Here is a 22,448-nt window from a genome sequence, read left to right on the forward strand (position 1 = left end):
ATGTGGAGCTAGTCGGCGCGCGGAAAGCTCACCACATGCGCAGCATCGAGACGGATACCGATATATTCGCCAATCGCATGATCGTGATGCGACGGTACCAGCGCCAGCAGTTGTTGGCCGCTGGCGAGTCGCAGTGTGTACAGAAATTCGGCGCCGCGAAATGCCTTGCGAATCACCTTTGCTGACATCGTGCTCGCATCGTCATGAATCACGTCATCGGCGCGCAGCAATACATCGACACGCGCATTGCCCGGCAGGAAATCGGGCTGAGTTAGTGGCAGATTGCCAAGTTCGATACGCACCTGGTTACTGTCTGCATCCACGATTCCCGGCGCGAAGACACCCAGTCCGATGAAGTCCGCCACAAACCGTGTCGTTGGACGATGATAGAGGTTATAAGCGTCGTCCCACTGAACGATCATGCCGTCATGCATGACGCCGATACGATCGGCAATGGCAAAGGCTTCGTGCTGATCATGTGTCACCAGAATAGCGGTGGTGCCAACTTCCTTCAGAATGTCGCGTACTTCGGTCGCAAGGCGCTCGCGCAAATCGACATCCAGATTGGAAAACGGTTCATCCAGCAACAGCAGATCGGGTTGTGGTGCCAGTGCGCGCGCGAGCGCCACGCGTTGCTGCTGACCACCCGATAACTCATGCGGAAATTTTTTGCCATGTGCAGACAGACCGACCAGTTGCAGCAGCTTGTCGACTTGCTTGTTGCGGTCAGTCGTGGATAACTTGCGCAGGCCAAAGCCGACGTTGTCGGCAATCGACAGATGCGGGAACAGGGCGTAATCCTGAAACACGACACCAATCTGTCTGGTCTCCGGTGCGGCTGTTTTCTGCGCGTTGCTCAGCTCACGTCCGCCCAGTGTGATACGCCCATCGATCAGCCCTTCAAAACCGGCAATGGCGCGCAATACCGTGGTTTTGCCACAGCCCGACTGCCCGAGCAGGCAACCGATTTCGCCACGTGCCAGCGAGAACGATAATCCATGCACGATCTCGTGCATTTCACGGCTTGTGCGATAGCCGACACGGATCGTTTCAACATGCAGATGGGGCGTTTGAGATACAGACGACATGCAGGCTCCGAATGAGATTGCGCAGAGTATAGAGGCAAAGTGATTATAATTCTCGTTTCCTCTTTCACGTCTCGTCTCGATTCATGCCCGATCCCACTGTTGTTGCTCGCTCTCGTGAGCGGAGTCGGCCGTTTCTGTACGGTGGGCGCGCCCATCCTTTGTTGCTGCTTTCCTTGCTGATTGCTGCACTCGTTGCGCTGCCGATTATCGGTGTGTTGTCGAATCTGTTTGTCGTGGCCGATGCGGAGGCGCAGACGTTTACGCATCTGTGGCAAACCGTTTTGCCGGAATACATCCTGAATAGCCTCACGATTGCATTGATCGTCACCGTGCTGACGGCTGTGATCGGGATCGGGTGTGCGTGGCTGGTTGCGGTCTTTGATTTTCCGGGGCGAAAACTGTTCGAATGGGCATTGATTCTGCCGCTGGCAATGCCGGCGTATGTGGTTGCTTACGCCTACACCGATTTCCTGCAGTTCACGGGGCCGATCCAGAGCGGTTTGCGTGAACTGTTTGGTTGGCAGGGACGCAGCAGTTACTGGTTTCCCGAGGTACGGTCGGTATCAGGCGCAGGGATTCTGTTTGCCTTCATTCTTTATCCGTATGTGTATCTGATCGTGCGTAACGCGTTCCTGGAACGCAGTCCGCGCATGTGGGATGCCGCGCGTACGCTGGGTGCTGGCCCATGGCGTGCCTTCATGCAGGTGAGCTTGCCGCTGGCACGTCCGGCTGCGGCGGCAGGCATTGCGCTGGCGCTGATGGAGACGCTGGCGGATTACGGCGCGGTCAGTTACTTTGGCGTTCAGACGCTCACAACCGGCATTTATAAATCCTGGTACATCTTCTCGGATCGCACGGCTGCAGCACAGATCGCCGGTGTGTTGTTGCTGACGGTGATGCTGCTGATGTTTCTCGAACAGAAAAGTCGCGGGCGCGCACGCTATTACGCAGTGGGTGCGCGCAGCGTGGTGCAGCCACGCGCGGTGTTACGTGGCAGGCATGCAGTGGGTGCAGGACTGTTTTGCGCGTTGCCGATCCTGATCGGCTTTGTGACGCCGTTGCTGATTCTGGTGCACTTGCTGATCGACGCGGAAACGATTGTGATCTCGGCACGTTACGTCGAGTGGTTGCGCAACACGATTCTGCTGGGAGGCGTGACTGCAGTGATTGCTGTGATCATTTGTGTCGTGATTGCCTACGCGGCGCGAATTGCAGGTGGAACGGCACAGCGCATCTGCAATCGGATTGTTGGCATGGGTTATGCCATTCCCGGGGCCGTGATTGCAGTGGGGATTCTGATCCCGATTGCGCGCATGGATCAGTGGAGCAGCGAGCATGGTGTGGCGCTGGTGTTGAGCGGCAGCGTGATTGCCCTGATCTACGCCTATCTGGTGCGCTTCCTTGCTGTATCGCTGCAAAGTGTGCAGGCGGGTTTGCTCAAGATCACGCCCTCCATGGATGCCAGTGCACGCAGTCTCGGGCATGGGCCGGCGTCGATGCTGATGCGTGTGCATGCGCCATTGTTATGGCGTAGTGTGTTGACCGCAGGCCTGCTGGTCTTTGTCGATGTGGTGAAGGAGTTGCCGGCGACACTGACGATCCGGCCTTTCAATTTCGATACGCTGGCAGTGATCACGCATCAACTGGCTTCCGATGAGCGGTTGGGCGAAGCGGCGTTGCCCGCATTCACTATTGTGCTGATCGCCATGGTGCCGGTGATGGTGCTGGCACGTGCGATTGCTTCAAACAAACTGCGATCCTGATCCGGGCATCGCGGCAGCCGCGGATGAACATTATTCATGCGTCGCATGCGGCGTGAAAAAATCTCAAAGAAAAATAGTCAGCGAACAGGCATACTGCGCGTCCCGCATGCATTTTTCGCATGTGGACTGTGGTGCCACAATTGCAAATGACTGACAAATCTTCTTCCTCTTCCGGCGTTTCGACTGACTGGTCAGCTCAGGTCGGCCTCGCTGCGATGCCGTTCCTCTTTGTTCTGATCTGGAGTACCGGCTTTATCGCCGCCAAGTATGGTTTGCCCTATGCGCCGCCGCTGACTTTTCTGATGCTGCGCTTTCTGGGTGTCGCCATCATTTTGTTGCCGCTCGTGCTGTTCATGCGCGCGCCGTGGCCGCATGGCAAGGTCGGGCATATCGCCGTGGCTGGTGTACTCGTGCAGGCCGGTTATCTGGCAGGCGTCTGGTGCGCAATCAAACTGGGGATGCCGGCGGGCCTCTCGGCGCTGATCGTGGGGATGCAGCCGGTTCTGACTGCTTTTGCGGCACCGCTGATCGGCGAACGCGTACGCGGCCGGCAATGGATCGGTCTGGTCCTCGGCTTGTCCGGCGTGGCGTTGGTGGTCGCCAACAAGGTCTCGCTGATCGGGTTGACGTGGCAAAGCATCGTCTGGTGTCTGATCGCCTTGTTCTGCATTACCGTGGGCACGCTCTACCAAAAGCATCATTGCCCGCAGTTCGATTTGCGTAGCGGTACGCTGATTCAGTATGTGGCGTCTTTGCTGGTGGTGCTGCCACTGGCGATCTGGTTTGAAGGCTGGACGCCGGCGTTTGCGGATGTGCAATGGACACCGCAGTTCATCGGTGCATGGGCATGGTCGGTATTGGCGTTGTCGATTGGCGCAATCTTCCTGTTGTTTGCGCTGATCCGCCGTAGCGCTGCCACGCAAGTGACCAGCCTGCTTTATCTGACACCGCCGACCACGGCCATCATGGCATGGCTGATGTTTGGTGAAACCTTCAGCATGATCGGGGTGCTCGGAATGTTGCTCGCGATTGCCGGAGTGGCATTTGTTGTGCGCAAGTAGGCAGGCGCACGTCAAACAATGGTCTGAAAATTGCTCAAAGGAAATTACATTTGCAGGATGATGCGTGCCAAAGCGCGCACTGTTTAGGTGAAAAGCAAATATTGTTAGTTAGAAAATAGTTTAATGACTAACGCTAACTATTTAATTTTCTTGCGTATTTTTGCGAGTTTGCTAAACTGCAAGCAATTTTGTACACCGATTTTGGGGAGCCGCTGATGCTTAAGTCTGCGCTAGGCATGTTTTTTTCGTTGATGATCGCTTTTGTACCGGCTGCGCACGCCAAGGATGCAAAAACGACGTCCTCCAAGAAAACGACCGCCAGCCCGACCGCCAAGAAAAGCACTGCCGCTACGACAAAAACTGCCTCCTCCAGCAAGACCTCTTCCAAAACCGCTGCCAGCAGCAAAAAGCCGGTTGCCAGCAAGACCGCTTCCAGCAAAGCCAGCAAGAGCAATGCACAAAAGACCGCCGCTTCCGGCAAGTCCAAGTCCTCACAAACCGCCTCTCTGAACAGCAAGGAAAAGCTGGTCAAGAAATCGGTTGTCGTCAATGGTAAAAAGCAGACCGTTTATGATCGCGTCGCCAAGCCGGCGGTGCCTATCGTACCGCCTGTGATGACCGCAGGCGATCTGGCTGGCCTGAATCTGACGCGCGACCCGCTGGCACTGGCATCGAATGTGGCACTGGTGATGGATCAGTCAAGTTCGGACGTCCTGTTTGAAAAAAATGCCAACGTGACATTGCCGATTGCCTCGATCACCAAGCTGATGACGGCATTGGTGGTCGTCGAGTCACGTCAAGACATGCACGAAATGCTGGAAGTCACCAGCGAAGACATTGATCGCGAGAAAAACAGCTCCTCGCGTCTGCGTGTCGGTTCGCGGCTGTCGCGCGCCAACATGTTGCACATTGCCCTGATGAGTTCGGAGAACCGCGCGGCGTCGGCATTGGGTCGTCACTATCCGGGCGGCATCAAAGCCTTTGTCGCGGCCATGAATGCCAAGGCAAAAGAGTTGGGCATGAGCGGTACGCATTATGTCGATTCGACCGGCCTGTCCAGCAGTAATGTCGCGACGGCGCGTGATCTGGCCAAGCTGGTTGCGGCTGCTTCGCATCATCCCGTGCTGTGCCAGTATTCGACCGATACCAAGTATGTGGTCGAACCGGGTGGTCATTCGCTGCAGTACGCCAACTCCAATCGTCTGGTCAACAATCCCGACTGGGAAATCGGCCTGCAAAAGACCGGCTATATCTCGGAAGCTGGCCGTTGCCTGGTCATGCAAGCCAGCATCAATGGTCGTCAGATCGTGATGATCTTCCTCGACTCAAAGGGCAAGTACTCGCGTCTGGGCGATGCACAACGCATCCGTAAATGGCTGGAAGAAACGCAGCCGCAAAACGCCAGTCGCAAGGTACGTACCATCGAAAGCTGATGCTTTTTCTCTGCAAGCCATCTCGGATGGTTGCAGAATTTCATGACACGCCGATGACGCGTGGACAAGATCAAACGCTTTTCTGCTTTCGCCCTGAAGGCGTTTGAGTTCTCCTTTCGCTTGCGTACAATCGCAGCCACTCCGCTTCTGTTTGTGCCGTTTATCTTTTCGCCAGGCTTCATCCTGTATGCAGTATTTTTCCCGCTTTTTTCCCTTGTCGCCATGCTTCGCTTGCCTTGCACTGATGCTGGCGAGTACCACGGTGCATGCAGCGCGCCCGATGGTGACGGATGATGCGCGTGTGGTGGATCCCAAGGCCTGTCAGTTGGAAAGCTGGACGCAGCATAATCGCGGGAATGATGAGTTCTGGGCACTGCCTGCATGTAACTTCAGCGGTAATCTGGAACTGGCAATAGGCACCGGTCATACACGCTCACCAGACACACGCAGTACCACCGACATGGTCGTGCAGGGCAAAACCTTGTTTCGCCAGCTCGAAGAAAATGACTGGGGGTGGGGATTGGTTATAGGCGGTACGCGACACGATGACCGCGGACTTGGACGCATTGCCAATGATTATTACGCTTACGTACCAGCGACCTTTTCTTTTCGTGACGATCGCATGCTGGTGCATGCCAACCTGGGCTGGCTGCGCGATGGGGAGTTGAGAACGCAACGCGGCACATGGGGTATTGGTAGCGAATGGCAGCTGACGCCATCGACCTGGTTGATTGGAGAAACTTTCAGTCAGCAAGGCGGGCGACCGTTCTACCAGCTCGGCGTACGTCGCTGGCTGATTCAGGATCGCGTACAGATCGACGCTACCTACGGCAGTCGTTTTGGATACGACGGCTCGCAGGAACGCTGGTTCTCGATTGGCTTGCGTTTATTGTCCTTGCCGTTTCTGCCATAAGACAGGGCGCGCTCAGCCCGCAATGCAAAGTGCGCGGCTATTGCCGAGATTTACCGCTGGGATGACCGTTATAGCCGAGTGCGATGGAAATCTGATGTGCAGTTGCGATCAGGTCATCGAGCCAGGCATCCTGCAAGCGATCGGCTGGTGCCGAAATGGACAAGCCAGCGATCAGCTTGCCACTATCATCATGAATGCCGGCAGCCATGCAGCGCACACCCAGTTCCAGTTCCTCGTTGTCGCGTGCGTAGCCAAGCGTGCGGACGCGATCAAGTTCGGCTTCCAGCTTGTCCAGCGTCGTGATCGAATTGTGGTTGTGGCCGGACAGTCCGGTGCGTCTGGCATAAGCTTGTACCGCTTTGGACTCATCGACCGAGAGAAACAGTTTGCCGGTTGATGTCAGATGCAGTGGCGCATGACCACCCACGGCACGTACAACCTGCATGCCTGAACGCTCGGAGAACGCGCGCTCGACATAAATGATTTCATCGTTCTGTCGTACAGACAGGCTGACCGCCTGATCGGTTTTGCGATGGAGTTCGCGCATCAGATCAAGGGCGGCATCGCGGACATTCAAACGGCTTTTGACGACATTGCCCAGTTCCAGCAGGCGCATGCCGAGGCGATAGGTGCCATGATCGGAACGATCAACCAGACGCTTGATGACCAGATCGTTCAGAATGCGATGCGCGGTGGAGGGGTGCAATCCGGTGGTGGCCGCCAGTTCCTTGAGGCTGACCGGATCCGGCTGGAGGGCAAGGGCATCGAGCAGCGACACCATGCGCTCAATGACTTGAATGGATGTTTTGTCCTGATCTGCAGTGGGAGGTGTGCTCATAATTGGTCTAGGCAGTACAGTGCCACGTTTATATCACATTGTGAAACATCAGAACAATGCGTAGAACGCGCTTGCTGCAAGGATTGATCTTGACGCCGGCTTCACGGCGGATCGGTCAGGATGGGCTCCATCCGATTCTTCCTTGCTTGTGCAGAATGCGGCTTGGTTTGATAATCGAACCATCCCTGATTTGTTGCCACGCCTGTGGCCGACTACCGGAACCAACCGATGACCCCTGATCAATCCCCGCAGCCTGTCAGTCAATTCAAGAGCAAAAGCGGTTTCCGGCGCATTATTTCTGCACTGGGTTATTCGCTTGAAGGATTCAGGAGTGCCTGGCGTAACGAACATGCTTTTCGTCAGGAGCTGATGCTGGTGGTTGCGGCTGCCATCATTGCCTTTCTGCTGCCCGTCGCTGCATGGGAACGCTTGTTGCTGATCGGTGTGTTTGTGCTGGTGCTGGTTGTCGAACTGATCAATTCTGCGATCGAGGCGGTGGTGGATCGTGTTTCTCTGGAACGTAACCCCTTATCCAAGAACGCCAAGGATTTTGGAAGTGCGGCCGTATTGCTGATGTTGTTACTGGCAGGCGCAACCTGGATCGTGATCCTGTGGCCATATTTTGTGGCGTGATCTTGCGATCAGAAAGCAAAAAAGCCGAAGCGATGCTTCGGCTTTTTTGTTGGCGCGGGCGCTCAGGCAGGCAGATGGATGTTGATCCATTTTTCAAACGCGGCGAGAAACTTGCCGAGAAATTTGAGCGTGCGTTCATCGCTCAGTTGACCCTTGTCATCGAGCAGCTTGTCGATGGTGCCCAGATAGACTTCAGGCTGCGCCAGTGTCGGCATGTTGACGTTGACCAGCACCTGACGCAGGTGATGGCTGGCGCCGAAGCCGCCCGTCGCACCGATCGATGCGCTGGCAATCGCCGCTGGTTTGCCCATCAGAATGCCCTGACCGTAAGGACGTGAGGCGATGTCCACGGCGTTCTTCAGCACGCCGGGAATCGAGCGGTTGTATTCCGGCGTGAGAAACAGCACGGCATCGTTCTCGCCGATCTTGTTGCGGAAGTCGACCACGGTCTGTGGCGGATTGGCTTCCCAGTCCTGACTGAAATGCGGCAGATCGGCGATCTCGATGATGCGCAGTTTCAGGGTTGGCGGCGCGATGGCGATGAGCGCTTCCGCCACTTTACGGTTGTACGAATCCTTGCGCAGGCTGCCGACGATGACGGCGACGTTACGGGTTTGGCTCATGGTGTTCCTTTTCGAAGTGGTCGATAAAGAGGGTTGTCGTGGCTTTAGGACATTACCAGATTGTCTGCATGTGAATCGATGTGATAGCGCACATTATGGTGCCGGATTGGGATGACGCGCATGAATGGCATCGATGGCTGCCAGCACGTCGGCACTGAGCGTCAGATCGATACTCGCCAGATTGCGTTCGAGTTGATGCAGCGTGGTGGCACCGATGATATTGCTGGTCAGAAAAGGACGGCTGTTCACATACGCCAGCGCCATTTGTGCCGGGTCAAGTCCGTGCTCTTTTGCGAGTTCTGCGTAAGCAGCAATGGCTTTGGTGGCATGTTCATTGGTATAGCGCACGAAGCGGCTGAAGAGCGTCAGTCGGCCATCGGCAGGACGCGCATTGTTCAGGTATTTGCCCGACAGTGTGCCAAACGCCAGCGGCGAATACGCCAACAGGCCAACCTGCTCGCGATGACTGAATTCGGAAAGACCGATTTCAAAACTGCGATTGAGCAGGTTGTAAGGGTTCTGGATGCTGACGATGCGCGGCAGATTCAGTTGTTCCGACGCACGCAGGAACTGTGCAATACCCCATGGTGTTTCATTCGACACACCGATATGGCGAATCTTGCCTGCCTTCACAAACTCGGCCAGCACACTCAAGGTCTCTTCGATTGGCGTGGTGTCTTCCTCGCCATGATGCCTATAGTCACGAGCGCCAAAGATATTGACGGTGCGATCCGGCCAGTGCAATTGATAAAGATCGATGTAATCGGTTTGCAGGCGTTCCAGATTGCCGTGCAGCGCTTCGGTCAGGCCACGACGGTCCAGGCGGGAATACCCATTGCGAATGTGCTGCGGATTGTGCGCCATGCGCGCCGGACCTGTTGCCTTGGTAGCGAGGATGATCTTGTCGCGCTTGCCGCTTTTCTTCAACCAGGTGCCCAGATAGCGCTCGGTCAATCCTTGTGTTTCCGGTTTGGGCGGTACCGGATACATTTCTGCAGCATCGACCAGATTGACACCCGCATCGAGCGCCATATCGAGTTGCGCATGGGCATCTGATTCGGAATTCTGCTCGCCCCAGGTCATGGTGCCCAGTGCGATGGTGCTGACGCGCAAATCGGTGCGGCCAAGTGGATGGTATTGCATGCGTGCTCCTGTTGCTAAAGCGAAAACGGAAGCGCTTCAGTCTATCAATAATTGCCAATGCAGGCACAGCAGGGTTTTACGCACCATATGCGGCGCGCATCTAAGACATCTTCGTCATATCGATATGCGCGATTCAAGTAGTTCGCAATTTGTGCCCTTGATATGCATGCGTTATGCGTAAAACGGATAAGCAACCGCGAAACAATTCGTTCTGTTTTTTTTTACGCCCCCGTAATCTCCATCCTCAACAAGCCAACGGTTTGTATTCGCTAAGTTACTTAGTTACTGCTCAGGGGAAAACATGTTGCTCAAGAAATTGGTTGGAAGTGCTCTGGCACTCGCATTGATTGCACCAGTGGTGCATGCAAAGGAAGTTTCGTTGTTGAACGTTTCGTACGACCCGACACGTGAACTGTATCAAGAATTCAACAAGGCCTTTGCCAAGGAATGGAAAGCCAAGACCGGTGACGATCTGAAGATCCGTACCTCGCACGGCGGTTCCGGCAAGCAAGGTCGCTCGGTCATCGATGGTCTGGAAGCAGACGTTGTGACGCTGGCACTGGCTTATGACATCGACGCGATTGCCGACAAGGGCCTGCTCGCAAAAGACTGGCAAAAACGCCTGCCGCACAACAGCTCGCCTTATACCTCGACCATCGTGTTTCTGGTCCGTAAAGGCAATCCGAAAGGCATCAAGGACTGGAACGATCTGGTGAAACCAGGCGTTGCCGTCATCACGCCAAATCCGAAAACTTCGGGTGGCGCTCGCTGGAACCACTTGGCAGCATGGTTGTACGCATTGAAACAACCGGGCGGCAATGAAGCCAAGGCCACCGATTTCATCAGCAAGCTGTACAAGAACGTGCCTGTTCTGGATTCCGGTGCACGTGGTGCAACCACCACCTTCGTTGAACGCGGTATCGGCGACGTGTTGCTGGCATGGGAAAACGAAGCGATCCTGGCAATCAAGGAACTCGGCCCGGACAAGGTTGAAATCGTTGCCCCTAGCGTCAGTATTCTGGCCGAACCACCAGTGACCGTTGTCGACAAGACTGTCGATCGTCGTGGTACCCGTGAAGTTGCCGAAGCCTACCTGAAGTACTTGTACTCGACTGAAGGTCAGGAACTGGCAGCACAGAACTACTACCGTCCTATCGACACCAAAGTGGCAGCCAAGTATGCATCTCAGTTTCCAAAACTGAAGCTGTACACGATCGAAGACGTCGGTGGCTGGACCAAGGCACAGAAAGATCACTTCTCGGACGGCGGTGTGTTCGACAAGATCTATCAACCAGGTTCGAAGTAATTGATTGTTGTCCGTATCGTCATCGATATCACGACATCGTTTTAAAGCTGAAAGAAGTAAATGAACATCTTGTTGCTCGCGGGTAGTCCGTCTACACCATCGCGTTCTACCCGTCTGCTGCATCATGTTGGCGAACGACTGGCATCACTCGGCCACCGCTATGTGAAGCTGCATGTGCGTGATCTGCCTGCGCAGTCACTGATCCATGCAGACTTTGCCGATCCCGTGCTGAAGTCGGCACGGCAGCAGGTGGCAGAAGCAGATGCCGTCGTCATCGCCACCCCGGTTTACAAGGCAGCCTACAGTGGCATCCTCAAGGCCTTTCTCGATCTGTTGCCACAGGATGGCCTGAAGGGAAAGCTGGTCTTGCCGATTGCAACTGGGGGCAGTCAGTCACACATGCTGGCGCTGGATTACGGTCTGCGTCCGGTGTTATCGGCACTCGATGCGCGGCATGTTTTGCCCAGCATCTACGCCACCGAACAACAAATCAACTGGTCGGCCGAAAGCGGGCTGATCATTGATCCGCTCATTGCGCAACGTGTCAGTGACGGTATCGAGAACTTGTCGTCCAGTCTGGCGGCAATTCGTGAAACGGCAGCAGTCAATGGATTCGATCCGATTCCATTCTCTGCTGTGCGCTGTAGCGTTTGACGCCAGACTGCGGCTGGCAAGCCGTCGACTAGTACGAACTGACTGTTGCTGAGTCGTTCACTGTCGTAGTTCATCAACCCGGTCCTGAAAGAACGGCATTGCGATGCTGGTGGGATCGCTTTTTCTGAAATTTTGCATCAGGAGAATCGGTATGTCGGATCACAATGAAAAACACGCCGCACGTCGCCGCACACTGGCCTATCTGTCGGCCGCTGGTCTGGGTGCACTGACGGCAGGTCTACCAACGCTGGCGGCCGCGCAAAGCAAGGTGCTGCGCATCGGTTATCAGAAGTACGGCACGCTGGTGATCCTCAAGGGACGCGGCACGCTGGAAAAACGCTTTGCCTCGGAAGGCATTGAGATCAAATGGACCGAGTTCACTGCCGGCCCTGCACTGCTTGAAGGTTTGAATGTCGGCAGCATCGACTTCGGTGTCGCAGGTGAAGCGCCACCGATCTTTGCGCAGGCTGCCGGCGCTGATCTGGTGTACGTCGGTAATGAACCGCCATCGCCAACCAGCGAAGCCATCATCGTGCCAAAGAATTCCACGATCAAGACTGTGGCAGAGCTCAAAGGCAAGAAGGTTGCACTCAATCGCGGCTCTAACGTCCATTACCTTTGGGTCAAAGCGCTTGAACGTGCCGGCCTTGAATACAAGGATGTCCAGACTCTGTTCCTCGCACCTGCCGATGCGCGTGCGGCCTTCGAGCGTGGCAGTCTGGATGCGTGGGTGATCTGGGACCCTTTCCTCGCCGCCGCCGAAAAACAGATCGGTGCACGTGTGCTGGAAGATGGCACAGGACTGGTTGCCAATCACCAGTTCTTCCTCGCCTCGCGCAGCTATGCGGAGAAAAATCCCAGGCTGCTCGCCATCCTGCTGGAGGAACTCGACAAGATTGATCAGTGGGGTGCCAGGAACCTGAAGGAAGTCGCCACCATTTTGGCCGAACAAACCGGCCTTGATTATCCGACCGTGGAACTGGCTGCCAAACGCTACTCATACGGCGTCAAACCGGTGTCGCCCCAAGTCATTGCAGAACAGCAAAAGATCGCTGATGTGTTCGCTGATCTCAAACTGATTCCCAAGAAAATCAATGTCAGGGATGCGGTGCTCGCCACCAAGCCCTGATCCACGAAACCACGAAAATGTCGTCGACCACGCCTGAAGAGGTGGCGACGCACCGCAAGGAGTGCACATGAGTCTGAACGTATTCTGGTTTATTCCAACCCACGGTGACAGCCGCTACCTTGGCACCTCCAAGGGCGCTCGGCAGGTCGATTTTGATTACATGAAGCAGGTTGCCGTCGCTGCCGATACGCTCGGCTATGACGGCGTGTTGCTGCCTACCGGCCGCTCCTGCGAAGATGCCTGGGTGACCGCATCGAGCCTGATCGGCGAGACTAGGAAACTCAAGTTCCTGGTCGCTATCCGTCCGGGTTTGAGTACGCCGGGTCTGGCGGTGCGCATGGCAGCAACCTTTGATCGACTGTCCAAAGGCCGTCTGTTGATCAACGTCGTGACTGGCGGTGATCAGGCCGAGCTGGAAGCGGATGGCTTGTGGGCATCACATGCAGATCGTTATGAAATCTCGTCGGAATTTTTGAAAGTCTGGCGTGCCTCGCTGGCCGGTGAGGGCGGTGATGCTGGTTTTGATTTTGATGGCAAGCACATCAAGGTCAAAGGTGCGAAGACGCTGTATCCATCCATTCAGAAACCCTATCCGCCGCTGTACTTTGGCGGCTCATCGCCGGCCGCGCACGAGTTGGCAGCCGAGCAGGTCGACGTGTATCTGACATGGGGTGAGCCACCGGCAGCGGTGGCAGAAAAGATTGCCGACATCCGTGCACGTGCGGCCAAGCGTGGCCGCACCGTCAAGTTTGGTATTCGTCTGCACGTGATCGTGCGCGAAACCAATGAGGAAGCATGGCGCGATGCAGATGAACTGATCAAGTACGTCGATGATGACCTGATCAAGCGCGCGCAGGCTTCCTTCTCCAAGATGGATTCCGAAGGTCAGCGCCGCATGGCCGCGCTGCATGGCGGTAACAAGGACAAGCTCGAAGTCTCGCCAAATTTGTGGGCCGGTGTCGGTCTGGTACGGGGTGGCGCGGGAACGGCCTTGGTGGGCGATGCCGAGACTGTCGCGGCGCGCATGCAGGAATATGCCGACTTGGGCATCGAGACCTTCATTCTGTCCGGTTATCCGCATCTGGAAGAGTCGTATCGCTTCGCAGAACTGGTCTTCCCGTTGCTCGGCAAGGGCAAGGACAGGGCGGATGAACCGACGCTGACCGGCCCGTTTGGCGAAGTGATTTCCAACGATATCCTGCCCAAGGTTTCGGCAAGCTGAGGAGTGAATGCATGAGTGCCGTACTTTCCAATACCGGCGTCGATGACGCCCAGCAACTCAAGCGACCGGTTTCCTCCTGGCGTTCGTCTTCATGGTCACGCGTCGTACCGTGGATCGTGCCGTTTGTCCTGATTGCCGTCTGGCAGATTGCTTCCCAAGTGGGCTGGCTGTCGAGCCGCATCTTGCCGGAGCCGTGGGCAGTTGCCAAGGCAGCGTGGGCACTCGCCGTCTCGGGTGAATTGTGGACGCACGTACAAGTCAGTCTGGGACGCGCTGTCACTGCATTTGCGGTTGGTGGCGGTCTGGGTCTGACGCTGGGTCTGCTGACGGGCACCTTCCGTACGGCGGAGACCTTGCTGGATACGACTTTGCAGATGATCCGCAACATTCCGGCGCTGGCACTGATTCCGCTGGTCATCTTGTGGTTCGGCATCGAGGAAACCGCGAAGATTTTTCTCGTTGCACTCGGGGTGTTCTTTCCCGTGTATCTGAATACCTTTCACGGCATCCGTTCGGTCGATAAAGGATTGATCGAAATGGCCAAGAGCTATGGCTTGTCCGGCTGGCCTTTGTATCGTGACGTGATCCTGCCAGGCGCCTTGCCATCGATTCTGGTCGGCGTGCGTTTTTCGCTCGGACTGGTCTGGGTGTTGTTGATCGTCGCAGAAACCATTTCTGCGCAATCCGGTATTGGCTACATGACGATGAATGCGCGGGAATTTCTGCAGACCGATATCGTACTGGTCGGCATCCTGCTCTACGCCTTGCTGGGCAAGCTGGCGGACGTGGTGTCGCGCCTGCTGGAACGGTACTGGTTGCGTTGGCATCCCGGTTATCGTCATTAAGGAATTGTCATGTCCAGTCAATTGAAACAAGCGGTCGGTACAGGCAAGCGCGGTATTCGTGTTGCCATCAAGAGCCTGTACAAGTCGTACAACGGGCGCGACGTACTGAAGTCGGTCGATCTGAACATCGAACCGGGCGAATTTGTCGCTGTGGTCGGTCGCAGCGGTTGCGGCAAGAGCACCTTGCTGCGCCTGATCGCGGAACTTGAAAATGGCGATCGCGGCACGCTGCAGTTTGGCGAAAACGGCCAGCGTCCCGAGACCCGCATCATGTTCCAGGATTCGCGTTTGCTGCCGTGGAAGCGCGTGCTCGATAACGTCGCTCTCGGTTTGTCGCACAAGGAAGATGCACGCAAGTCCTTGCGCCAGGTCGGTCTGGAAGACCGCGCTGGCGAATGGCCTGCCGTGCTGTCCGGCGGGCAGCGTCAGCGTGTCGCTCTGGCGCGCGCACTGGTCCACGACCCGGAATTGCTGTTGCTGGACGAACCGCTGGGTGCACTCGACGCGTTGACACGGATCGAGATGCAGCAACTGATCGAATCGTTGTGGCAAGCGCGTGGCTTTACCGCCTTGCTGGTCACGCACGATGTGCAGGAAGCGATTGCGCTCGCCGATCGTGTGGTCCTGATCGAAGACGGGCGGATCACGCTCGACGAACAGATTCCACTGGCACGTCCAAGGGCACGCGGCAACCTGACCTTTGCACAACTGGAAGAGCGGATTCTGTCGCGCGTCCTGCAGCAACCGGCTTCGGCCAATGACCCGGATGCCTCGCTTGGCGATGTGTCCCTGCTCAAGGCCGTTAATCAATTTGCCTGGGCAGTCTAGAACCATTCAGGCAAATCATTTTCATCATCATCGTCAACAAGGAACATCAATGAGCATCGAAAAAATCAACGCACGCAACCAGTTCAAAGGCAAGATCAGCAACATCATCGAAGGCACGGTCGTGTCGGAGATCGACGTCGATACGCCTGCCGGTATCGTGACCTCCGTCATCACCACGCGATCAGTCAAGGATCTGGATCTGAAGATCGGCACCGAAGTCGTGGCACTGGTGAAAGCGACCGAAGTATCGCTCGCCAAACTGCTGTAATCGAAGCGAAGGCCTGCTCATCTGCATGCGTTGCAGACGAGCAGGATCGGGTTTTAGGAGAACGCCATGACATTCCCTGCATTGCAAGACTATCTTGATCGCTTGCGCCATACGCCAGTGGATACGTCGCTGTGGCTGGATCCGCAGGGCAAGGCGCACGGACGTTATCTCAACTCGACCCTGACTAGCGTTTATCAACCGATACGTACGCTGGCCGACCATCGTATCGTGGGTGTGCAGGGTTACATGCGCAGCCATTCCCGAAATGATGCTGGTTTGAGCGTATGGAAGTTGCTGGATACGGTGGCGACCGACGATCAGTCTATTGAACTGGATCGTCTGTGCCGCCTGCTGCATGTACTGAATTTTTATCGCCAGCCGGAGCTGGTCGACGCCGATCTGTATCTGAGCGTGCATGCACGCTTGCTGTCGGCCGTCGACAGCAACCATGGCATGTCTTTCCGCCATGTGCTGGATGTCCTGGGTTTGCCGCACCGCAAGATCATTCTGCAACTGCCCATGATCCAGCCGGATCAGGCGTGGATTGCACATTACGTTGCGGACAACTACCGTCGCAATGGTTTCCGTCTGGCGATCAATGTTGCCGACGTGCGTCAGGGGCTGGCACAACTGACGCAGATTCGCCCGGATGTCATCAAGGTGGATGTGCGCGAGTTGTATGACGAAGTGGCGGCACTGGAGCTGTTGTTGGAAGCGCAGACGAATCATGTCAGCGTCGTCTTCAAACGTGTCGAGTCGCAAGGCGTGCATGACAAGCTGCTTCGTCTCGCAGAGCGCGCACCGCAGTCATTGAAGGTGCAAGGTCATTTGTGGGATCAGCCGCGTTCTGTCTTCGCAGAGTGGGATATCGTGTCTGAACAACAGCCGCTGGGAGCGACATCGTGACGACCAGAGATAACTATCGCGTTCTGATTGTGCCGGGCCTGCATGGCAGCGGACCTGAACATTGGCAAAGCCGTTGGGAAGCACAACATGCGGACTTCGAGCGCGTACATCAGGATGACTGGTCGATCCCTGATCTGCCGCGCTGGTCATGGAAACTGGAGCAGACGTTGGCTCAGTCCGATCGTCCAACCCTGATCGTGGCACACAGCTTTGGTTGTCTGACGACGATCCATGCCAATCGCCATGGCCGTTTCAACATCGCTGGTGCCTTGCTGGTGGCACCTGCCGATCCGGACAAGTTTCACGTTGCCAATGCCTTGCGTGATGTGCGGCTGTCCTGCCCATCGGTTGTGGTCGGCAGCACCAATGACCCGTGGATGAATGCGGCACGTGCTTCCTATTGGGCCGATGTCTGGGGCTGTGGCTTTCTGAACGCGGGCGCCTTAGGGCATATCAATGCCGAATCCGGCCTGGGTGACTGGGAGCAGGGGTGGCAACAGTTCGAGCGTTTGCGCGACATCGCCGATACGCTGGCCCACCCGCGGCATCTGTCGGTCTTGCGCTAGTCGTTGCCGGACGCGACGAACGTTCGATTCAGCGCAGCAACGCCTGTAAGGCATCGTCTACCGTGGGATAGCGGAACTGAAATCCTTCTTTCTGTAACAGCACAGGTACGGCGCGCTGTCCTTCGAGAACGATGTCTGCCTGTTCGCCCAGTAACAGGCGGACCGGAAATCCCGGCGTCGGGAAAAGGCAAGGGCGATGCAGGATGAGCGCAGCCGTACGCGAAAATTCCGCCTGTGTCGTGCCATGTGGTGCCGTGAAGTTGTAGGCGGCTGCAATGGGCCTGTCCTGCGCGGAAGCCTGAATCAGGTGCGCCATACCGCGCAGTACATCCTCGACATGAATCCAGGCCAGCATCTGTCTGCCACCACCAAGTGGGCCTCCCAGACCCAGTCTGACGGGTATCATCATCAGCGGTAACGCCCCTTCGTGCCCAAGCACCATGCCAAAGCGCATACAGGCGACTGTCACGCCCGCCTGTCTCGCGGTGCCGGCCGCCTGTTCCCATTCCTGACAGAGCTGCGACATGAAGATGGCTTGCGGTGGCGCATCTTCCGCAAGCGGTGTCGGATCGTCCTGATGTTGAATACCGTAATAGCCGACGGCTGATCCTGATAGCAGCAGTGCAGGTTTGTGTTGCGCGTTGGCTATCCACGACACCAGATTTTTTGTCAGACCGACACGACTGGCGCGCAAGGTCTGCTTGCGTCGAGCGCTCCAGCGTGCGCCGAGTATGCGTGCACCGGCCAGATTGATCACGACGTCTACCGCATCCGTATCGCTCAAGTCATCCAGCTCCTGAACGCAACGCACCTGGCCGGCAAACATGGCATTTGCCTTGGCTGGATCACGTGTCAGTGCGATGACCTGATGACCATCTTTCAGCAGTGCCGCCACCAGTTTCTTCCCGATGAAGCCGGTTGCACCGGTAATCAATACCGTGATGCGCTTGTCGCTGAAGTGGATGGCGGAGGTTGATGTGTCAGACATGAAGATATTCCTTGGTAAACGCCAGCGATGACTCAGATATAGCCTTAACTTTCCTAAAACACAATCCCGCGAGCAGTGCGTGAGGATTTCCCTACACATGTTTCAGTCTTTCTTGTCGATGCGGAAGGGGCTTTGCGACTGTGCGTTTTAATCCCCGATTTCTAGAATGCAGTCATGTGATGGATGCAATAGGAGTCGGAAATGAAGATCGTTCTGGTGGAAGATTCGGTAATTGTGCGGGCAAGACTGACTTTGCAACTGGCAAGAATCCAGGGCGTGCAAGTTGTCGGTCATGCAGCCAGTGAAGATGAAGCGGTCGACATGGTGGATCGCAAGCGTCCGGATCTGGTGCTGATGGATATCGGTCTGGAAAGCGGTAACGGGATCAATGCACTGAAGCGAATCCGCAAGTCCGGCAATCGCACCCGAGTATGGATTTTGAGTAACTGCAGCGTGCCTGATTATCGCGAGCTTGTGCGCGATCAGGGCGTAGAGCATTTTTTTGCCAAGAACAGCGAGATCGAGCAACTGATGGCACGCGTCAAGGATATGCATTGCATCACCATGCCGGGTTCCAGTTATGCGGAGTCCTTGGCTTAAGGATGAGCCAGGGCGTTTTCGGGGATCAGTTATCTGATCCCCTTTTTTATGTCCGCGTGATCGGCAGGGAGGGTAATTGCACGACTACAGCAACCACTCAATCGGCAGGATGGACAGAAACCGGACGGCGCTACGCTGGAAAGCAGAGGTGCCGGGTTCGATGTCGTGGCGCACCGATTTGCCATCCACCAGTTCATTCCAGTACAGCTTGCCGTGTTCATCCAGGTGTACGGTATAGGCGTTGTGCAGGATGTCGTTCTCGAATGCATCGTCGATCCGGGCGGCTAGTGCGGGACTTTCAATGATGAAACCCAGTTCGGTATTCAGACGGGCAGAACGGGGATCGAAGTTGAACGAGCCGACAAACACGCGCTCCCTATCGATGGCAAAGGTCTTGGCATGCAGGCTGGATCCTGAGCTGCCGATTTTTCCCTTGTTTTCCGGTTTGCTGGCAGTGGGTGACAGGCGGCGCAGTTCGAAAAGCTCGATACCGGCTTTCAACAACGGCGCACGGCGTTTGGCATAGCCGGCATGCACGGCTGCAACGTCGGTGGCGTCGAGCGAATTGGTCAGGATGCGAATCCTGACGCCCTTGTTCTTCATCGCGACCAACGCGTCGACACCGGCTTGGGTCGGGACGAAATAAGGCGAAATCAGTTCAACGTCCGCACTCGCGTTGCCGATGATGCGCAACAGGTCGTGCGTGATCAATTCATGATCGGCTGCGCGTCCCAAACCTTTATCGGGATGGTCGCTGAGCATATGGGTGGTCGCCCATTCCAGCGGCAGATCGCCGGCGGCCAGCTTGCCGAGTATGGTGGCGTGACGCAACGCGCGCATGTAGGCGGCGGCTTCGGATTTGCGTTCGGCCGATGCTGCGTTGGCTGCCAACTGCTGCAATTCTTCTGGATCGACCGGCGGCAACACCAGCCCGACCGGATAGGACGAGGCACTGTCCCAGTAGCGATCAAAGTCACGCGAGACATCCTTGACGACCGGGCCAACTGCCAGCACGTCCAGATCGGCAAATAGCACACCGCTGGTGGCGCCAAAGTACTCATCGCCAATATTGCGGCCACCGATAATGGTGGCCTGATTGTCGGCAGTGAATGATTTGTTGTGCATGCGCCGGTTGGCACGCGAAAAATCGGTCAGATAACCAATGATGCGTAGCTGTCTCGGTACGAACGGATTGAACAGCCGCACTTCAATATTGGGATGCGCATCGAGTGCGGATAATGCCGTTTCCAGTCCGGCCGTATTGTTGTCGTCGAGCAGCAATCTGACCCGCACGCCCCGGTCGGCGGCTTTGTGCAGCGCCTCGAACAACATGGTGCCGGTCAGATCGTTGCGCCAGATGTAATACTGTACATCCAGCGTTTTTTCTGCCGCATGCGCCAATAGCATGCGGGCGGCAAAGGCATCGTGCGCGTCTTGCAGGACGTGAATGCCGGATTTGTCCGGATGTGCAGCCGTGCGAGGTAGATTGGCACGTCCGAGCGTCGTCGCGTTGGCGCTGGCTTCATCCAGTGCCGTGCTGCGAGTCCGGTTATCCAATGAGGGCAGAGCGCTGCAGCCAGCGAGGGCAAGTAACATGCACAGTGCGGCCAGTGATGCGATGTTCAGTGACTTCATTCGAGATGCTGCCATGCTGTTGGCATGGTCTGAAAGGTCTGAAGATAAATAAAAGCCGACCCATGTTACAGGAGTCGGCTTTTTGTCTTGCTGCGCAGAGAATTCGGGTCAGAACCCGTAACCGATACTGACGATGAAGGCACGATCGGATTTTTTCTTGCCGGGCACAGGCTGATTATCGTAATCGAGGTTGAACTGCGTACTCAGGTTCAGACCCTTGGCGATCGGTACACGAAAGCCGATGCGATTACGTAGCAGTGTATCGCTGGCATCTTCCAGGCTGGCATCGATGCTCAGGTATTCGAAGAAGACCAGTTTGTCTTCCCAGAACTTGCGGTCGTACTTCATGCCAAGGCTGAGGGTCGGGAAGGATTCGTCCGGCGCAGTCGCATAGCGCTCCTTGATGTAGTTGACGCCGACCTCGCCTGAAAATTTGGTTTCTGGCGTTTCAATGAACTGGCGACCATAACCGGTACCGACTGAACTGCGCAGATCCAGCGCAGCCATCTTGTCGGTTTCTCCCTTTACGCTGAAGAAGATGTAATCCTTTTCATTCAGGAAGCGATCGTATTTGCCAAGCAGACGGCGGTTGGAGGTGGTGGTCACCTGTGCAGAACTGGCTTCGTTGAATTCCCAGCCAAGCGTGTAACGGTTCTTGATGTCGCGTGCGACAAATTCGCCGTTGATATTGAGCTTCTCATCGGTTGAGTTACCACGATTCATCGCGCCACCGAGATCCAGACGGCCGGTGTACTTCATCGATTCGTCAATGATGGGTGGATTGAAGGCGGCGACCTGCTGGCGCGGCACGGTAAGCGGTGCCTCGGTCGGTTGCTCGGCAATCTGGACAGCACCGTCATCCTGCATCGCCACCTTGCCTTTGAGCGCCGTGCCATCGCTGAGCTGTACGCGTACATCTTCATCCGTGGTCAGCTTGCTGACCTCCTTGAAGGGAATCTTGATCTCGCCAAAAACGGCAGATTCAAATATGACCGTGTCGCCAGTCAACTGTTTGAGTGTGCCGGAGATCTGGTCGCCATTGTTGAGTGTGACAGTGGCTGCGTGTGTGGACAAAGCAGCGAGGGTGGTGGTGGCCAGAAGGCATAAGGCGGAGGTACGACGTTTGAGACGTGCTGAGGTGCTGCTGTTCATATTGCTGACTCCCTTGGAACGATCAATCACCATGTCGCGCAGAGACGATGGCGTTGGGTAAAACATGTGCTTCCTGATTGATTGCGCTGGATGCAAAAAGAGGCAACCGCTGTCGCGATTGCCTGCTCTGTGTGACACCGTTCTGGTTAACTAGCCTGCGGCAAGGCCAACGGCATTTTCATCTTCCGTACCACGCACGCTTTGTTGTTTGTAGTCGGAGATGGCTTTGATCACAGCCTTGTTGAAAGCGGGCAGATCATCGGGCTTACGGCTGCTGATCCAGTTGTCATTGGTAACAACTTGCTGATCAACCCACTCGCCGCCCGCATTCCGGATGTCATCCTGCAGGGAAGGCCAGCTGGTCAGTGTGCGTCCCTTGACCAGACCTGCAGAGACCAGAAGCCAGGCACCGTGACAGATGACGGCGATGGGTTTGTGCTGCTTTTGCATGGCTTGCACAAATCGTTGTGCAGGCTGGTTGAGGCGGATGGTGTCCGAATTCTGTACGCCACCCGGCAGCAAGACGGCGTCAAAATCGTTGGGGTCGATGTTATCAAAAATCTGTTCGACGAGAAAATGATCGGCTTTCTTGTCGTGGTGAAAGCCTTGCACCTGTCCCTTTTGATCGGAGGCAATGATCGTCGTTGCGCCTTCCTTTTCCAGTGCAGCTTTGGGTGAGGTCAGCTCGATTTGCTCAAAACCATCTGTTACCAAGATAGCGACTCGCATTCCATTTAAAGAAGTAGACATGGGCGTTCTCCTTTCCATAAAACAGAGGGAGTCCCGAAAAACGTGATAGTTCAGGCAATCTTTCCAATTCTGTTGAAAAAGTGGAAGGTCTTGCTGCGCGGTAC

24 protein-coding genes are annotated in these 22,448 nt (G+C 55.9%); 16 read left to right on the forward strand and 8 right to left on the reverse strand.

Annotated elements, in window-relative coordinates:
• Window positions 1-8 precede the first annotated feature (8 nt).
• Window positions 9-1,088: an ABC transporter ATP-binding protein gene (locus IEV29_RS12925; protein WP_188381693.1), complete on the reverse strand. Its 1,080-nt coding sequence runs from the start codon at window positions 1,086-1,088 to the stop codon at window positions 9-11.
• Window positions 1,089-1,171: 83 nt separating this feature from the next.
• On the opposite strand from IEV29_RS12925, the gene IEV29_RS12930 reads away from it, so the two are divergent.
• From IEV29_RS12930 to IEV29_RS12945, 5 genes are all read left to right on the forward strand, one after another.
• Window positions 1,172-2,851, forward strand: a complete 1,680-nt coding sequence (locus IEV29_RS12930; RefSeq protein ID WP_188381694.1) for an ABC transporter permease — start codon at window positions 1,172-1,174, stop codon at window positions 2,849-2,851.
• Between the two features lie 215 nt (window positions 2,852-3,066).
• Window positions 3,067-3,912 (forward strand): DMT family transporter, encoded by an 846-nt coding sequence (locus tag IEV29_RS12935; RefSeq protein WP_373868142.1) that lies wholly within the window; start codon window positions 3,067-3,069, stop codon window positions 3,910-3,912.
• Window positions 3,913-4,127: 215 nt separating this feature from the next.
• Window positions 4,128-5,345 carry a D-alanyl-D-alanine endopeptidase gene (gene pbpG, locus IEV29_RS12940; RefSeq protein WP_188381696.1) on the forward strand — a complete coding sequence of 406 codons (1,218 nt, stop codon included), beginning with the start codon at window positions 4,128-4,130 and terminating at the stop codon, window positions 5,343-5,345.
• A 60-nt stretch (window positions 5,346-5,405) separates the two neighbouring features.
• Window positions 5,406-5,639: a hypothetical protein gene (locus tag IEV29_RS16230; RefSeq protein WP_229726389.1), complete on the forward strand. Its 234-nt coding sequence runs from the start codon at window positions 5,406-5,408 to the stop codon at window positions 5,637-5,639.
• Window positions 5,608-6,258, forward strand: coding sequence for a PA4824 family protein (locus IEV29_RS12945; RefSeq protein ID WP_229726390.1), 651 nt, complete (start codon window positions 5,608-5,610; stop codon window positions 6,256-6,258). The genes IEV29_RS16230 and IEV29_RS12945 overlap by 32 nt, the downstream gene beginning before the upstream one ends.
• A 37-nt stretch (window positions 6,259-6,295) precedes the next feature.
• On the opposite strand, the gene IEV29_RS12950 is transcribed toward IEV29_RS12945, so the two are convergent.
• Window positions 6,296-7,096, reverse strand: coding sequence for an IclR family transcriptional regulator (locus tag IEV29_RS12950; protein WP_188381697.1), 801 nt, complete (start codon window positions 7,094-7,096; stop codon window positions 6,296-6,298).
• Between the two features lie 228 nt (window positions 7,097-7,324).
• Between IEV29_RS12950 and IEV29_RS12955 the strand changes: the two genes are divergently transcribed.
• The gene (locus IEV29_RS12955; RefSeq protein ID WP_188381698.1) at window positions 7,325-7,729 is read left to right on the forward strand and encodes a diacylglycerol kinase; all 405 of its coding nucleotides are present in this window, start codon (window positions 7,325-7,327) and stop codon (window positions 7,727-7,729) included.
• Between the two features lie 62 nt (window positions 7,730-7,791).
• Here IEV29_RS12955 and IEV29_RS12960 read toward each other — a convergent pair whose 3' ends face one another.
• Both IEV29_RS12960 and IEV29_RS12965 read right to left on the reverse strand, forming a co-directional pair.
• The gene (locus IEV29_RS12960; protein ID WP_188381699.1) at window positions 7,792-8,352 is read right to left on the reverse strand and encodes an NADPH-dependent FMN reductase; all 561 of its coding nucleotides are present in this window, start codon (window positions 8,350-8,352) and stop codon (window positions 7,792-7,794) included.
• A 93-nt stretch (window positions 8,353-8,445) separates the two neighbouring features.
• Complete coding sequence (locus IEV29_RS12965; RefSeq protein WP_188381700.1) at window positions 8,446-9,495, reverse strand: NADP(H)-dependent aldo-keto reductase; 1,050 nt, start codon at window positions 9,493-9,495, stop codon at window positions 8,446-8,448.
• Window positions 9,496-9,796: 301 nt separating this feature from the next.
• Between IEV29_RS12965 and IEV29_RS12970 the strand changes: the two genes are divergently transcribed.
• The 9 genes from IEV29_RS12970 (at window position 9,797) to IEV29_RS13010 (ending at window position 17,219) form a co-directional block, all read left to right on the forward strand.
• Window positions 9,797-10,801 carry a sulfate ABC transporter substrate-binding protein gene (locus IEV29_RS12970; RefSeq protein ID WP_188381701.1) on the forward strand — a complete coding sequence of 335 codons (1,005 nt, stop codon included), beginning with the start codon at window positions 9,797-9,799 and terminating at the stop codon, window positions 10,799-10,801.
• A gap of 60 nt (window positions 10,802-10,861) precedes the next feature.
• The gene (gene ssuE, locus IEV29_RS12975; RefSeq protein ID WP_188381702.1) at window positions 10,862-11,455 is read left to right on the forward strand and encodes an NADPH-dependent FMN reductase; all 594 of its coding nucleotides are present in this window, start codon (window positions 10,862-10,864) and stop codon (window positions 11,453-11,455) included.
• Between the two features lie 151 nt (window positions 11,456-11,606).
• On the forward strand, window positions 11,607-12,584 hold the full coding sequence (locus IEV29_RS12980) for a sulfonate ABC transporter substrate-binding protein (protein ID WP_188381703.1): 978 nt from the start codon (window positions 11,607-11,609) through the stop codon (window positions 12,582-12,584).
• A 73-nt stretch (window positions 12,585-12,657) separates the two neighbouring features.
• Window positions 12,658-13,806, forward strand: coding sequence for an FMNH2-dependent alkanesulfonate monooxygenase (gene ssuD / locus IEV29_RS12985; RefSeq protein WP_188381855.1), 1,149 nt, complete (start codon window positions 12,658-12,660; stop codon window positions 13,804-13,806).
• Window positions 13,807-13,817: 11 nt separating this feature from the next.
• Window positions 13,818-14,651: an aliphatic sulfonate ABC transporter permease SsuC gene (ssuC, locus tag IEV29_RS12990; protein WP_188381704.1), complete on the forward strand. Its 834-nt coding sequence runs from the start codon at window positions 13,818-13,820 to the stop codon at window positions 14,649-14,651.
• A gap of 9 nt (window positions 14,652-14,660) precedes the next feature.
• Window positions 14,661-15,479: an ATP-binding cassette domain-containing protein gene (locus tag IEV29_RS12995; protein ID WP_188381705.1), complete on the forward strand. Its 819-nt coding sequence runs from the start codon at window positions 14,661-14,663 to the stop codon at window positions 15,477-15,479.
• A gap of 49 nt (window positions 15,480-15,528) precedes the next feature.
• Complete coding sequence (locus IEV29_RS13000) at window positions 15,529-15,747, forward strand: TOBE domain-containing protein (protein ID WP_188381706.1); 219 nt, start codon at window positions 15,529-15,531, stop codon at window positions 15,745-15,747.
• Window positions 15,748-15,813: 66 nt separating this feature from the next.
• Window positions 15,814-16,653, forward strand: a complete 840-nt coding sequence (locus IEV29_RS13005) for an EAL domain-containing protein (protein WP_188381707.1) — start codon at window positions 15,814-15,816, stop codon at window positions 16,651-16,653.
• Complete coding sequence (locus tag IEV29_RS13010; protein WP_188381856.1) at window positions 16,647-17,219, forward strand: RBBP9/YdeN family alpha/beta hydrolase; 573 nt, start codon at window positions 16,647-16,649, stop codon at window positions 17,217-17,219. The genes IEV29_RS13005 and IEV29_RS13010 overlap by 7 nt, the downstream gene beginning before the upstream one ends.
• A gap of 28 nt (window positions 17,220-17,247) precedes the next feature.
• Here the strand turns inward: IEV29_RS13010 and IEV29_RS13015 are convergent, their stop codons facing one another.
• Window positions 17,248-18,207, reverse strand: a complete 960-nt coding sequence (locus tag IEV29_RS13015; protein WP_229726392.1) for a TIGR01777 family oxidoreductase — start codon at window positions 18,205-18,207, stop codon at window positions 17,248-17,250.
• A 201-nt stretch (window positions 18,208-18,408) separates the two neighbouring features.
• Here IEV29_RS13015 and IEV29_RS13020 point away from each other — a divergent pair, with 201 nt between their 5' ends.
• Complete coding sequence (locus tag IEV29_RS13020) at window positions 18,409-18,807, forward strand: response regulator (protein WP_188381709.1); 399 nt, start codon at window positions 18,409-18,411, stop codon at window positions 18,805-18,807.
• Window positions 18,808-18,891: 84 nt separating this feature from the next.
• On the opposite strand, the gene IEV29_RS13025 is transcribed toward IEV29_RS13020, so the two are convergent.
• From IEV29_RS13025 to IEV29_RS13035, 3 genes are all read right to left on the reverse strand, one after another.
• Complete coding sequence (locus IEV29_RS13025) at window positions 18,892-20,457, reverse strand: phospholipase D family protein (RefSeq protein ID WP_229726393.1); 1,566 nt, start codon at window positions 20,455-20,457, stop codon at window positions 18,892-18,894.
• A gap of 93 nt (window positions 20,458-20,550) precedes the next feature.
• Window positions 20,551-21,660, reverse strand: coding sequence for a DUF481 domain-containing protein (locus IEV29_RS13030; protein ID WP_188381710.1), 1,110 nt, complete (start codon window positions 21,658-21,660; stop codon window positions 20,551-20,553).
• Window positions 21,661-21,744: 84 nt separating this feature from the next.
• The gene (locus tag IEV29_RS13035; RefSeq protein WP_188381711.1) at window positions 21,745-22,344 is read right to left on the reverse strand and encodes a type 1 glutamine amidotransferase domain-containing protein; all 600 of its coding nucleotides are present in this window, start codon (window positions 22,342-22,344) and stop codon (window positions 21,745-21,747) included.
• Window positions 22,345-22,448 lie beyond the last annotated feature (104 nt).

The sequence above is a fragment of the Oxalicibacterium faecigallinarum genome, assembly GCF_014635705.1.
In the GTDB taxonomy this organism is placed as follows: Bacteria; Pseudomonadota; Gammaproteobacteria; order Burkholderiales; family Burkholderiaceae_D; genus Oxalicibacterium; species Oxalicibacterium faecigallinarum.

Coding starts and splice junctions, on each gene's coding strand:
- IEV29_RS12960 (WP_188381699.1), bottom strand. CDS start 8,352: ATGAGCCAAACCCGTAACGTCGCCGTCATCGTCGGCAGCCTGCGCAAG.
- IEV29_RS12925 (WP_188381693.1), bottom strand. CDS start 1,088: ATGTCGTCTGTATCTCAAACGCCCCATCTGCATGTTGAAACGATCCGT.
- IEV29_RS13025 (WP_229726393.1), bottom strand. CDS start 20,457: ATGGCAGCATCTCGAATGAAGTCACTGAACATCGCATCACTGGCCGCA.
- IEV29_RS13000 (WP_188381706.1), top strand. CDS start 15,529: ATGAGCATCGAAAAAATCAACGCACGCAACCAGTTCAAAGGCAAGATC.
- pbpG (WP_188381696.1), top strand. CDS start 4,128: ATGCTTAAGTCTGCGCTAGGCATGTTTTTTTCGTTGATGATCGCTTTT.
- IEV29_RS13015 (WP_229726392.1), bottom strand. CDS start 18,207: ATGTCTGACACATCAACCTCCGCCATCCACTTCAGCGACAAGCGCATC.
- IEV29_RS12980 (WP_188381703.1), top strand. CDS start 11,607: ATGTCGGATCACAATGAAAAACACGCCGCACGTCGCCGCACACTGGCC.
- IEV29_RS13030 (WP_188381710.1), bottom strand. CDS start 21,660: ATGTTTTACCCAACGCCATCGTCTCTGCGCGACATGGTGATTGATCGT.
- IEV29_RS12970 (WP_188381701.1), top strand. CDS start 9,797: ATGTTGCTCAAGAAATTGGTTGGAAGTGCTCTGGCACTCGCATTGATT.
- IEV29_RS13020 (WP_188381709.1), top strand. CDS start 18,409: ATGAAGATCGTTCTGGTGGAAGATTCGGTAATTGTGCGGGCAAGACTG.
- IEV29_RS12935 (WP_373868142.1), top strand. CDS start 3,067: ATGCCGTTCCTCTTTGTTCTGATCTGGAGTACCGGCTTTATCGCCGCC.
- IEV29_RS12965 (WP_188381700.1), bottom strand. CDS start 9,495: ATGCAATACCATCCACTTGGCCGCACCGATTTGCGCGTCAGCACCATC.
- IEV29_RS12955 (WP_188381698.1), top strand. CDS start 7,325: ATGACCCCTGATCAATCCCCGCAGCCTGTCAGTCAATTCAAGAGCAAA.
- IEV29_RS13035 (WP_188381711.1), bottom strand. CDS start 22,344: ATGTCTACTTCTTTAAATGGAATGCGAGTCGCTATCTTGGTAACAGAT.
- IEV29_RS13005 (WP_188381707.1), top strand. CDS start 15,814: ATGACATTCCCTGCATTGCAAGACTATCTTGATCGCTTGCGCCATACG.
- ssuE (WP_188381702.1), top strand. CDS start 10,862: ATGAACATCTTGTTGCTCGCGGGTAGTCCGTCTACACCATCGCGTTCT.
- ssuC (WP_188381704.1), top strand. CDS start 13,818: ATGAGTGCCGTACTTTCCAATACCGGCGTCGATGACGCCCAGCAACTC.
- IEV29_RS12930 (WP_188381694.1), top strand. CDS start 1,172: ATGCCCGATCCCACTGTTGTTGCTCGCTCTCGTGAGCGGAGTCGGCCG.
- IEV29_RS12950 (WP_188381697.1), bottom strand. CDS start 7,096: ATGAGCACACCTCCCACTGCAGATCAGGACAAAACATCCATTCAAGTC.
- IEV29_RS12995 (WP_188381705.1), top strand. CDS start 14,661: ATGTCCAGTCAATTGAAACAAGCGGTCGGTACAGGCAAGCGCGGTATT.